Origin of the sequence: Mesorhizobium sp. LSJC285A00 (genome assembly GCF_000503155.1) — a bacterium.
Lineage (GTDB): Bacteria > Pseudomonadota > Alphaproteobacteria > Rhizobiales > Rhizobiaceae > Mesorhizobium.
The window spans coordinates 1-13,083 of the sequence record NZ_AYVK01000003.1 but is presented as its reverse complement, the minus strand read 5'-3'; the positions used below and the strand labels follow the sequence as shown (position 1 = coordinate 13,083).

At 62.0% G+C, this 13,083-nt stretch carries 8 protein-coding genes and 1 pseudogene; 8 read left to right on the top strand and 1 reads right to left on the bottom strand.

Annotation, left to right across the window (positions count from 1 at the left end):
• Positions 1–491: 491 nt before the first annotated feature.
• The 8 genes from X726_RS1000000171470 to X726_RS164100 all read left to right on the top strand — a co-directional run bounded on the left by X726_RS1000000171470 (position 492) and on the right by X726_RS164100 (position 11,689).
• Positions 492–1,190 (top strand): DUF5801 repeats-in-toxin domain-containing protein, encoded by a 699-nt coding sequence (locus X726_RS1000000171470; protein WP_023667947.1) that lies wholly within the window; start codon positions 492–494, stop codon positions 1,188–1,190.
• Positions 1,111–5,556, top strand: a complete 4,446-nt coding sequence (locus X726_RS1000000171400) for a VCBS domain-containing protein (protein ID WP_023667946.1) — start codon at positions 1,111–1,113, stop codon at positions 5,554–5,556. The genes X726_RS1000000171470 and X726_RS1000000171400 overlap by 80 nt, the downstream gene beginning before the upstream one ends.
• Before the next feature lie 661 nt (positions 5,557–6,217).
• On the top strand, positions 6,218–7,522 hold the full coding sequence (locus tag X726_RS1000000172210) for a calcium-binding protein (protein ID WP_210164214.1): 1,305 nt from the start codon (positions 6,218–6,220) through the stop codon (positions 7,520–7,522).
• Positions 7,523–7,590: 68 nt separating this feature from the next.
• Positions 7,591–7,962, top strand: a complete 372-nt coding sequence (locus X726_RS164080; RefSeq protein WP_023704351.1) for a hypothetical protein — start codon at positions 7,591–7,593, stop codon at positions 7,960–7,962.
• Positions 7,963–7,996: 34 nt separating this feature from the next.
• The gene (locus X726_RS164085; RefSeq protein WP_031214581.1) at positions 7,997–8,746 is read left to right on the top strand and encodes a transglycosylase SLT domain-containing protein; all 750 of its coding nucleotides are present in this window, start codon (positions 7,997–7,999) and stop codon (positions 8,744–8,746) included.
• A 98-nt stretch (positions 8,747–8,844) separates the two neighbouring features.
• The gene (locus X726_RS164090) at positions 8,845–10,044 is read left to right on the top strand and encodes an ABC transporter substrate-binding protein (RefSeq protein WP_031214579.1); all 1,200 of its coding nucleotides are present in this window, start codon (positions 8,845–8,847) and stop codon (positions 10,042–10,044) included.
• Positions 10,045–10,057: 13 nt separating this feature from the next.
• Entirely contained in the window at positions 10,058–10,771 is a 714-nt protein-coding gene (locus tag X726_RS164095) for a thermonuclease family protein (protein WP_245272044.1), read from the top strand.
• A 165-nt stretch (positions 10,772–10,936) separates the two neighbouring features.
• On the top strand, positions 10,937–11,689 hold the full coding sequence (locus X726_RS164100; RefSeq protein WP_023687765.1) for a GGDEF domain-containing protein: 753 nt from the start codon (positions 10,937–10,939) through the stop codon (positions 11,687–11,689).
• A 241-nt stretch (positions 11,690–11,930) separates the two neighbouring features.
• On the opposite strand, the pseudogene X726_RS1000000168455 reads toward X726_RS164100, so the two are convergent.
• A pseudogene (locus tag X726_RS1000000168455) lies at positions 11,931–12,682 on the bottom strand (hypothetical protein).
• Positions 12,683–13,083: the final 401 nt, after the last annotated feature.

The following is a 13,083-nucleotide window of genomic DNA, read 5'->3' as shown; positions in this document are numbered from 1 at the left end:
GAAGATGCCGGCGGCAACGCCAACACCGATGACGGCGTTGGCCTGGCCCAGGTGACGACCGGCCTGGCGGGTGGCCTTTCTTCGCTGTTCGCCGTTGGCGGCGTCTACGGTGCCGACGGGCCAGGCAGCACGACCGCGCAGTTGGCATTCACCGGCATTCCGGCCGGTGGCCTTGCCACGAATCTCATTGCCACGGACGGCGGGGCCATTACGCTCTTCCTCGAAGGAGGAGTGATTGTCGGCCGCGACACGCAGGGTGATCAGGTCCTGACCATTGCGATCACCGGCGCGCCCGGCGCAGAGCAGTTGCAGACCACGCTCTACGAAGCGCTCAACCATGGCGCCGACGGCAACAAGTTCGATTCCGAACTCAATCTGTCGCTGACCAATGGCGGCCAGGTTCAGCTGCAATATGAGGTGACGCGCCAGGACGGCGACGGCGACACCGTCATNCGCTGACCAATGGCGGCCAGGTTCAGCTGCAATATGAGGTGACGCGCCAGGACGGCGACGGCGACACCGTCATCGAGAAGGCTACCGTCGATCTGATCGACGGCAACGGCTCGGCATTCTCCTTCGACGATGACGGGCCAAGCCTTACGGTCGGCGCCCACGATGGAGCCGCTGGCCTGCTTTCGGTCGAGCTCGACGAGACGGTTGGCGCGGACCGCTACAATGGCGCTATCGGCGAGACCGAAGACGCCGGCGGCAACGCCAACACGGATGATGCCGGTCCGGGCCTGGCACAGGTCAACACGGCAGTATCGGGCGGACTGACCAATCTGTTCACGATCGGCGGCAGCTATGGTTCGGACGGTCCTGGAACCGTCACCGGAACTTTGAGCTTCACCGGCATTCCGGCCGGTGGCCTTGCCACGAATCTCACTGCCACCGATGGCGGCGCCATCACACTGTTCCTCGAGGGCGGCGTTATCGTCGGCCGCGACACGCAGCTCAATCAGGTTCTGACCATCGCGATCACTGGCGCGCCGGGCGCCGAGCAGCTGCAGACCACGCTCTACGAAGCGCTCAACCATGGCGCAGACGGCAACAAGTTCGATTCCGAACTCAATCTGTCGCTGACCAATGGCGGCCAGGTTCAGCTGCAATATGAGGTNAGACGGCAACAAGTTCGATTCCGAACTCAATCTGTCGCTGACCAATGGCGGCCAGGTTCAGCTGCAATATGAGGTGACGCGCCAGGACGGCGACGGCGACACCGTCACCGAGAAGGCGACCGTCGACCTGATCGACGGCAAGGGCTCGGCATTCTCCTTCGACGATGACGGGCCGAAGGCCATTGGCACCGCCCAGATCACCGCGAATGTCGACGAGGATGGCCTGCACAACAGCCAGTCCACCGGAAATGCCGACAATCTTCAGCCTGGCGAAGTGACCGGAACAAACTCCGCGGTTGCCATCGGTGCTGCCGGCGCATTGAATGCAATCGTCGACTTCGGCTCTGACGGCCCGAATGCGACCTCGGCCTTCGGCCTTGTCACCCAAACCACCCCATCGGATTCGGGATTTGATTCGAAAGGCGGCAACGTCCTCATCGTCTCCGACGGCACGACCCTGACCGGCTATGTCGATGTAGGCGCCGGCGCCGGCTATCAGGCGGGCACGGATCGTCCTGTTTTCACCCTGACCGTCGGTGCGGACGGCTCCTATGTCTTCACCCTGATCGATCAGATCGATCATCCGACTCTGGATACGCTCCCGGGCGACAACACCGAAAATACGCTTGCCAATGGCGGTATCGATCTTTCGGCCTTTGTCGTTGCCATGGACGGTGACGGCGATACCATCGGACTGGCGGCTGGTACATTCAAGGTCCAGGTGCTCGACGACGTTCCGCAGATCGTCGCGCGGGATGCCGGCACGACGACCACAACCACGACCGAAACGATCGTCTACACGCTGCAGGCCGGCAACACCGATGTTCGCGGCATGGATGGCGCAGGCAACCACGACATCAAGCTCAGCGCCGTCGACATCAACGAAGGCGACAATTCCGTCAACACCACCGGCACCAAGATCGGCGTTGGCGACGGCCAGATCATCGACGGATACGAAACCCATCCGCATTTGACCGGCCCCGAAATCGTGACGATGGACTTCGTCAACAATCTTGTCATCGCCCCCAACAATCCGAATCCGCCCAGCATCACCGACGGTGGTTCATACGACGTCGACTCGGTCAAGTTCACGATCGATGTTGCGGAAGCCCAGGGTGTCGAAGCCGCCGTGATGTTCATCGGCGCCAAGGACGGTGGCACATTCGAGCCGTTCACCGTGAGCATCAATGGTGTGCTGACGGCCGGCACGGCTGTCTTCGAGGGCGGCGTGCAGGTGGGCTATGCCTTCGCCGGCGTGCCCGATGGTGCGACTGTCGAGGTCATCGGCAGCACCCCGTTCGACCAGCTCAAGGTGGGCAACTACAACGATTTTACCTTCGATTCCAACGCTGGCGGAACCGATGCGACCCTGACTGGCGGCAACCCGTTCAAGATCTTCGGCATCGAAGCCAAGGTCACGACAGTCACAACGCAGACCGAGGTCTTCCGGGTCAGCCACGACGAGTCCGCCGGCGTCAACAACGCCGCAGATCCCAATCCGGCGGATGACACCGCTCTCTCCCCGCCAGCTCTGGTGGACGAGCCGGGGGCGTTGGGCTACGCAAAATCGTCAGCCAGCGCGCTCGGCCTTTTCAACGCCTCGGTCGGCGCTGATGACGACGCGACATTCTCGTTTGCCGTCACCGACGCGATTGGCAATCCGCTGTCAAACGTCGATTCCGGTCTGAAGACACTCGACGGCTCGGCGATCATGCTCTCGACAAATGCGGACGGCGTTCTCGTTGGTTCTGCCAACGGCGTCGACGTCTTCAAGGTTTATGTCGATCCGACCGGAGCGGTCTGGATCGGGCAATATCAGCCGATCGCTCACAATGTCGACGGTTCAAGCACCGCAGCCTTTGACGACATAGCGACCGTCGCCGCCGACCTGCACGTCAAGGCCACCATCACCGATTTCGACGGCGACACGAGCACCGCCGTATCCCATGTCGCGTTGAGCATCGAATTCCAGGATGATGGCCCGGTTGCGGTCAACGATCAGGACTCGGTCACCGAAGATGGGCCGCTCACGGCGGACGGCAATGTGATCACGGGCGTGGGTGGCGGCGACGCCAACGCAACCGACGGCCACGCGGATCACCTCGGCACCGACGGCTTGGGCTCGATCACCTGGGACGGCGCCGTTGCCAACCACGTTGCTGGAACCTACGGCCAGCTTACGGTGGGTGCCGACGGCAGCTACACATATGTGCTCTACACCCAGGCCCAGAACCCGGCCGGGTATGCCGCGGTACAGGCGCTGGATGTCGGCCAGACCGTGGCCGAGAGCTTCGACTATGCTGTGGCGGATGGCGACGGCGATACCGCTCTGGCGTCCCTGACCATCACCATCAACGGCACCAACGACGTGCCGCAGATCTTCGTCAACCAGGGCAACCCGGCCGGCGCCCACGACCTGGTCTATGAAGCGGGCCTTCCGGCGGGCTCGGCGGCCGGCAACGGCAGCACGGTGGCGACAGGCACCTTCACGGTATCGGACCCCGACGGCCTCGACGACGTCCAGAGCGTCACCATCGGCAGCACCACGGTTGCCATCGGCAGCCTCAACGGTTCGACCTTCCCGGGCGACCACGGCACGCTGCTGATCACCGGCTACAACGCGGTAACCGGCGTAGCGACCTACCAGTACACGCTGACCAGTCCGACCACGGACGTTCCCGCCGTCACCGAGACCGAGACCTTCTCGCTCACCGTGTCGGACGGCACCTCCTCGTCAGCCCCGGCGGCAATCGTCATCGACATCGTCGACGACGTGCCGACCGCACACGCCGATACCGACAGTGTTGCGTCCAACCAGTTCACCGCCGAGACCGGNGCCCCAGCCGGCAATCTCGTCATCACCATCGTCGACGACGTGCCGACCGCACACGCCGATACCGACAGTGTTGCGTCCAACCAGTTCACCGCCGAGACCGGCAATGTGCTGAGCGCGGTTGGCACCACCTCGCCGGTCACCGGCATCGACGTCAAGGGCGCCGATGGCGCTGCCGTGGTCGGCGTTGCCGCCGGCAACACCAATCTCGATGTCGACAATGCCGCAACGCTCGGCACCCAGGTCCAGGGCAGCTACGGCAAGCTGACGCTCAACGCCGACGGCTCCTACTCCTATGTTCGCGATGCCGGCACGCAGGGCGGCGTCAGCGATGTCTTCACCTACACCATCAAGGACGGCGACGGCGACACCTCGCACACCACGCTGACCATCGCCATCGGCGATTCAACCCCGACCGACGCCATTCCGGCTGCCGGCGGCGCCACCACCACCGTCTATGAAGCCAGCCTGCCGGCACGCGCCGGCGAACCGGCCGGCTCCAACGAGCCTGCAACCACCGAGACCACTTCGGGCACCATCGGCTTNGACGGCGACCCCTCGCACACCACGCTGACCATCGCCATCGGCGATTCAACCCCGACCGACGCCATTCCGGCTGCCGGCGGCGCCACCACCACCGTCTATGAGGCCAGCCTGCCGGCACGCGCCGGCGAACCGGCCGGCTCCAACGAGCCTGCAACCACCGAGACCACTTCGGGCACCATCGGCTTCACCTCGCCCGACGGCCTGACCACCGTCTCGCTGGGTGGCCATGTGCTGACCGGCTCGGCCCAGACTTTTGCCGACGGCACCACAGGATCGCTGACGGCCAGCTATGTCTACAATGCAACCACCGGCATCGGCACCATCAGCTACGCCTATACGCTGATCGACAACACGCTGACCGATCCGTCGAGCACCAGCTTCGCGGTCGTCGTCACCGACGCCGACGGCGACAGCGCTCCAGCCGGCAATCTCGTCATCACCATCGTCGACGACGTGCCGACCGCACACGCCGATACCGACAGTGTTGCGTCCAACCAGTTCACCGCCGAGACCGNCCGACGCCGACGGCGACAGCGCTCCAGCCGGCAATCTCGTCATCACCATCGTCGACGACGTGCCGACGGCCACGAACGACACCTGGGCTCCGACCATTACAGGTGCGACGGTCCTCACCGGCCTCCTGACCAACGACAAATTCGGAGCCGACGGCGTCGACACCGACAACAATCCGGTCAGCGGCCAGGTGACCGCCACCAACGGTGCTCACGGCACCGTCACCTACAACAACGATGGAACGTTCACCTATACGCCGACGGGCATCTATATCGGGTCGGACTCTTTCACCTACACGATCAAGGACGGCGACGGCGACACTTCGACGGCCACGGTGACCCTGAATGTGCAGACCAACACCGTTCCATCTGGTGGCGGGACTGCATCGTTGACATTGAACGAAGCCGCGCTCGACACCACGCTCGATGCTTCGGCGCCTGCGGATCTCCAAGTCGGGGCCGTGACCGGCACCAACCCAGGCAGCCGCGGCGAGACGGCGCAAGCAATCAGCGGCATCACCTTCACCACGACCGGCGAAGCCATTAATGTTGCATTCGCCAACCCGACCGGCGATCCAAACTGGGTGGCGCCGACTGTTTCTGGCCTAGCCTCTGGATACACAATCAGCTGGGCGCTCGTCGGCAACCAACTCGTCGGCAGTCTGATACAAACGGCCGGCAGCGTGAACCTCGGCGCATTCGTCTATCTGGCGCTGTCAAACACAAGCGCCGGCGCCAACAGTTCGTTGACACCCGTCGTTACCGCGACACTGACCGACCAGCTCCAGCATCTTGCCGGCTCGGGCAACGTCACCATCAACGGGCTTCAGGTGGTGGCAACCGACACCAGCGGTGATCATGTTTCCGGATCGGTCAATCTGACGGTCCTGGACGACGTTCCGCTGCCATTCAAGCCGGATGGCATCTTCGTGGAAAACACCACGCATACAGTGCTGACGGAGAGCATCAATTTTGCCGCGAGCGCCGGTGCTGACGGCGTTGGCAATGTCGTGTTCAACGTGACCGAAGGCGCGGCCGTCACATCAGGCAGCACAAACATATTCCTGAATGGCGAGCAGGTCTTCTTCCACGTCGTCGATACGCATACTGTGGAGGGACGGACCTCGGCCGCGAACGGCAGCGACCTCGCTTTCACGGCGACCCTGAACCCGGCGACAGATACTTGGACATACACCCAGGCCGCGACGATGTTTGCCGGCAACCAGTTCAATACGGCGAACTTCTCGCCAAGCGGTGGCAACAACCAAGCAATTGTCCTGGACTCCATCGGCTCAACCAGCGACCTGCTTGCAACCGCCAACAGCCCCAATTCCGTGAACACCAGCACGGGCAGTTGGGGCGTCGATGGCGGAAACAGCATCAGCCCTGGTGAGAAGATCCGCTTCGATTTCGTCAGCAATGCAACCACCGACGGCACCATCGCCGGAACCCCGGCGGGCATCGGGGCGGGAACCCACTATACGGATCACTACGAGGTGGCTAGCTATACACAGGGGATTGGCAATGTCTCGGGACCGGGCCTGGTTTCGATAACGATCCGCCCTGTCAACGCCGACTATGATAACACCTACATAGGTGATGTTACCGGCGAAAGCACGGCCCTCGGCGCCTTGGTCACTGTCGTCAACGGCTCCGGCGGAGCTACTCCGACCGCAACGAACAATGGGGACGGAACGTGGACGATCACCGGTCTTGCGCAAGGCGACACCTTTACCGTGGTTGCAAATTCAGACCCGTTCAGCGCAATCGAAATTTCGGCCAATGTTGGCTCGAATGACTTCAAACTGGGCCCGGTCACCTACACGACCGCCAACGCCGTCACACCGTTCGACATCTCGATCCCGGTCACGGCAACCGACGGTGACGGCGACCCAATTGCCGGGTCAGTGACGGCACACCTTTCGCCCGATCTCAGCACCTGGCAAGGAACTTCGGGCGTGGACACTCACACCACGACCGCGACAGAAACCACGCTGCTCGGCGAGGACGGCAACGACACCCTCAATGGACTCAATCTCCAGGCTGATATCCTCTCCGGCGGACGCGGCGATGATACCTTGTCGGGCAACTCCGGTAACGACACGCTCTACGGCGGCTCGGGAGCGGACATACTGTTCGGCGGCGACGGCAACGACCTGCTGATCGGCGGTTCCGGTCAGGACACGCTCACCGGTGGTATAGGCGTCGATACGTTCAAGCTCGAGCACCTCGACATCAAAGATCTTATCGCTGACTACAGCGGTGTCGGCGGCCATGGCGACATCATCGACCTTACCTCACTGTTCGATACAGCCGCCGGAGGGGCCAATGTCGGCGACTTCGTGAACTACAATGCGGGAACGAACACTCTCAGCGTCGACGCCGACGGTTTGGCCAACGGCGCCAATTTCGTGGACGTGGCCACCTTGACGAACGCACCCGTCGCCAACACGATCACCCTGCTCTACGATGACGGAGTGACGCAGCATACGACAACGGCAAACGTGGTCTAGGAGCATGGTGCGGGGCCACGCGACTATGCTATGTATTAGAGATTAGGAATACAGAGGGGGATCTCATCATGAAACGTTCCGTAAGACTGTTGGTTTCCGCTGCGACGCTGTTTCTGGCAGTCGGATCGACGGGCTATGCCGCCGACATCATCGACGGGCCGGTGGCCGACTATTGCCGGACCGTCGGCACATCGAACCTGGTGTTGAACGACAACATCGTCGATCTCAAGGTCCAGGTGGTCAAGCTGATGGACGAGTCGGTGGCCGTCGCCAACAGCTCGGAATGGATCAATTCGTCCCGCCCCGCCTTCGTCTGGGCGTCGGAAGCCAAGGTCGCCTGCGGCATGGCTTATGGCTACCTCAAGACGAACTACAAGGACGAGGACACGCTCAACAAGTGCGAGTGCTTCCACGACCGCATGGTCGAGTACATGAACTGACCGAAAGGGATCAAGTCGCGCCGACAGGCTGACGATGATCGCCCGTGGAAGATTGTCGAGAGCGATTGCCGGAGCGATCGCACTGGCCGTTTTTGCCCCTGAAGCCCGTGCCAACTGGCTGGAACGACCTGCCCTCGAGCAGCAAGCTCCGTCCGGGTCGACGCGGCCGGTTCGCTGCGATGTCGCTCCGGAATGGACGCGCGAGACATTCAAGGCGTTCGCGACGTGCCAGGCATCGCTCTACGGCCTGGAGCCGGTGCTGGCGCACGCGGTGATGGAGATCGAAAGCGGATTCGATCCCGATGTGCACGGCGCCGATGGTGAGGTCGGGTTGATGCAGGTAATGCCCGCGACGGCCCGAATGCTGGGCTTTCGTGGCTCGCTCGACGAGCTTGGCGCGCCGGCGACCAACATCGCGCTCGGCGTCAGATATCTGGCGCAGGCAAACAGCCTTGCCGCAGGCGATCTCTGCACCACCGTCATGAAGTATCGCGCCGGGCACGGTGAAACCCGGTTCTCCGAACTTTCGGTCCGCTACTGCCGGCGTGCGCGTGCAATCCTGGCGAGAGAAGGTTTTGCGGTGGCCGGGCCATTGCCGGTGGCGACGTTCGGACTCTCCGCATTCCCGACAGCAGGAGACGATGGTGCCCCTGCCCCGGCGAGGCGGATTTGTGTGCGCCGACTGTTCGTGCCGGGCCCGCGATACATGAAATGCACGGACTATCGAAGCGCCGGGCAAGCCAGAATGATCAAGGCGCTCCGGGCAAGACTTTTCGACGGCTGAGCCATAATCCAGCAATTGCAAAGACGGCGAGGCAAGTCTGCCGTAAGATGAACGGATGAGACCGGGACAAATACCCGGCGGGATATGAGGGAGGCATCATGGATTCTGGCCGGCAGCGACACGGTTCGTGGACGTGGGCGATCGTCTTTGCGTTCGCGGGCATAGTGTCGGGCTGCCAGTCGAAGGGCAGCGTCTCGGACGCGCTCGACCCGGCGGCGATCGCCGCACCCGGAGCGCCGGCCGCCGGCGCTGTTGCCGGTCCCGCCCAGGCGACGCAATCGCTCGGCACGGGATCGACGAAGGTCACGATGCTGCTGCCTTTGTCGGCCCCGGGCAACGCCGGCGAAAACGGCAGGAAGATGCTCGATGCGACCAAGCTGGCGATGGCCGACCTTGGAAATGTCCTGCTCACGGTCACGGTCGAGGACACCAGGGGCGACAGCGCGCACGCCAGCGAATTGGCTGTGAAGGCGATCACCACTGGAACTAAGATCGTCATCGGCCCGGTCGAACTCGCGGCCGCGCAGCACATAGCCAAGCTCTCGGGATCGAAGCGACCGCCGGTGCTGGCGCTGGCCGACAATTTCGCCGGCGGCCCGGGCGTCTATGCGGTGCGCCTCAACGAGGCCGACAGCGCGGCCGCGGGCGCAGCCGGCCTGGCGGCCAAAGGCAGCAAGAAGTTCGTGTTGCTCGTCGCGGCAGGAGCGAATGCCGGCGCGGTTGAAACGCGGGTCGCCAACAGCCTCAGCATCTATGGCGCGACGCTCGCCGTCACCATTCCGTATCCGGCCGGCGATGGCGGCACCAAAGTGGTCAATGATATGGGCTCGCTGGTCGAGGCTCCCGATGCCATCATCATCGCCAGCGGCGACGACAATCCGGCGCAGATCCTTGCGGCGCTCAAAACGAAAGGCATTCCTGGAAAAGCAGTCGCCGTCATTGGAACCAACCGCTGGCTGGAACATCCGATGGAGCCGCTGTTTGAAGGCTCCTACATCGCCACGCTCGACCCAACCGAAACCGGCCCGATCGCCGACCGCTTCAAGACGACCTACAATTATCCAGCCGACGCCAATGTCGCCTACGCCTATGATATGGTCGCCCTGACAGCAGGAATTGCAAGTTCGGCCGGGCCTGACGGCTTCAGCAAGCAGGTGCTCGAAAATCGGAGCGGATTTCGCGGATCGACCGGCCTGTTCCGGTTTCGGGCGGATGGCTCCAGTGAGCGATCCATGCCCTTCTACCAGGTTCGAAAAGGTGCACTCAAGCTGGTCGCCAAATCGACATCGGGGTATTGAGGGGCAAGGAACCTTGCTTGAGTTGATGGGCTGGCTGAGGCACAATCGCTTGATATTGCTCGGAAGCCTGCTGCTCCTGTCCGGGGTCTTGTTGATCATCCGGGCCGCCGATCTGCTTCCCATCGATCGGCCGATACCAGCGCCGCGTCAATCCATCGACGATAGCCAGCCAATGCGACCAGTTGCGACCGTCACCAATACGCCATGGCGAGGACGGGCACGCAAGATTGCTCAGGACCTTATCGCGCCGCCACAGCTTGATTCGGCGCAAATCGAACGGGTCGAGCCGCGCCCGCCGCTCAGCGACCTTGGTCTGGCCGCGCCTGCAGGGATGCGAATGCCAAAGGATTGGCCAGGGGTCTTGCTTTACCAACCGGTTGCCACCTCGTCGGCAATCTTCGAATCCATGGGGCGCAAGGTAGTCATCAGCGGGATCCAAGGCATTGACCTGGATGAGACCTGTTCCTTTCGTGGCATCGCCTGGCCTTGCGGCCAGCGTGCGCGCGCGACGTTCAATTCCTGGCTGCGCGGCCGGGCGCTGAAATGTGTCGTGCCGCCGGAAATCGATCGTTTTGCCATTGCGGCACCGTGCAGCTTGGGCAAGCAGGATGTCGGCGCGTGGCTTGTTTCCAATGGCTGGGCGACGGCCTTGGCGAGTGGCATCTATGGCAAGGCGGAGGCAGTGGCCAGAGACGCGCAGATGGGGATATTCGGCCCGCCGCAATAGCCGATAATTCGGTGTCGTTGCTTTTGCCGCCGTAGCCTTGCTTTTGAAGGGCTGATTTCGGGCCGATGGTAGGTGATTGCGCCATTACTAAAATTGTATGTTTCCTCGAAACTGAAAGTGCAGCACCTTGGCCTTATGACAGCCGATCAGGCGGGAGATTGGCTAATGATGACACCAATGGCGAATAGCTCGCCCCGGCAATGGAAAGATATCGCATGGCTGACTGCCCTGGGATCGGCGGGAATTCTGCTCCTCTCGGTTGGCCTAAATTATCTGCTTCTGTTCTCGGAAGCCTTGACGCCGTTCGGCCGCAGCATGGTCACAGCGATCCTGTTGCCGGTCATCGTCGGTGGCCCACTTTTCCTGTTCATTGGACTGCAGCGGACCGAGCTCGTCCGTTATCGAAGAGAACTCAACAAGTCGGCGACCTTTGACAGCCTGACAGGCTGCCTCAACCGGACAGTCTTCACGTCGATGGTCGAAAGGAGAGCAACCAGGCCGGAATCGTCTGGTCCAAGATCTGGCGCCTTCCTGGTCATTCATCCCGAACACATCAGGTCCATCAATCTGCGCTTCGGCCTTGGCTGGGGTGACGAAGCCTTGCGGCTCATAGCCTCGACCATCCAGTCATCGGTACGCAAGGAAGATCTGGTGGGCCGGATCGGAACCTCCATGTTCGGGGTCTTTCTGCCCGGTGCGACAGAAGACGACGCCAGGGAGATCGGCGACCGTATCCGGGCGCGCGTGGCCCAAGCCTATTTCGCGCCAAAAGGAACCGCGGACACGCTGACCATCAGCGTCGGCGGCGTGGTGTTTGAAAACGAGTTGGAATTCGAGGACATGTTCCGATCGGCGGAATCGCTGTTATCCGGCGTCGAACGCCAGCCCGGATTTCAATTGTCGCACCTCCACAACTAGCTGAAACAAGTCGTTGCCGGAGGAACACCGCCGCAAATGTCTTGCCGCACGGCTGCGGCAGCGATCATCTTGGCCCTTGTTGCCAAACCGGACGATTGACCCATGGGGCGGTTTCAACCCGTGGGAGGTCTGGCTCCTGACGGTGCTGATGGCATCGGCCGCGCATCGCTGGCAGTATTGCCGGACCGATCAAGTTCTGGTTGCCGCTGGTTGCAGCAACCTTGATCGCCTTGATGGCCGGCTATGGGACCATGCTCCTGCCGCCGAACTCCTGACAGGCCGAGACACCCGCCGCGCGAGTAGCATCAGGTCGGCGCTCAGGGTACGAGCGACAAAGCTTGAGGCACACAGATAGCAGTTGGATCCCCACGGCTCTCTCTTCATCGGTGGGGATCACAAGCGCGTCGACGTCGGAACCAGCAAGGCTGATGACCTCGTCGCCTCGTCCATTCAGCTTGTGGTCGATATTAACCGCAAGCCAGCCGGCCACAGCCCCGGCCCTCTCTCGAATATATGGCGCGTTTTGGCCTATGCCTGCCTTGAACACCAGCGTGTCCAGTCCGCCTATCGCAGCGGCCAGCGACCCGATCTCGCGTGCGATACGATAGACGAAGAGATCGACTGCTTCGGCGGCAAGAGGATCATCGGAGTCGATTAGCGTCCGCGTATCACCGGATATCCCTGACACTCCGAGCAGGCCGGATTGCTCGTAGAGAAGGGTGACCAATCGTCCGTCTCCAGCTTCCGGTCATTCAGCAAATGGAGGGTGACGCCAGGATTGAGCGCGCCGCAACGCGTGCTCATGACGAGGCCGTCCAATGTCGAAAACCCAACACTTATTCCAGCATTCATGGCGCACAGACTGGCACCGCTGCCGAGATGGGCGACGATCACCTTGCCGCCAGCTGCGGGTCCGTAGCGGGTCCGAAGCTGCGAAGCGATATGGCTATAGGAAAGCCCGTCAAACCCATAGGAAATGCCGGCATCGGTCATCGCATGCGGAAGGCCATAGATCTTGGCGATCCGAGGCCGAGCGTATTCTTATGGATGACGATCTGGATGCGCCCAGGTAGTCGTCTTCATACGTGTCCTCGCCATACGGAGTTCAGAGCCCGCCTAATTGCACGTGGTTGCCGCCGATTACCGCACGCATCGTTGCAGGTTCTTTCGATACCGGGAGGCTTGAGCTACTGTGACAGGCGCCAACGAAAGACCGACAAATTGACGAACAGGCCCAAAGCCATTTCGCTCGAGCGGAAAGACTTAGCCGATAATGCTCAATTCAAACTTTAAGAATTAAGCGTAATCCATTGATGTAGTAAGTGTGCGTCAAGTTCTGCAAAAAGGGGCGGCCATGATGCTGGTCATGCGGCTTGGCGCAGAGCGAGCTTCTT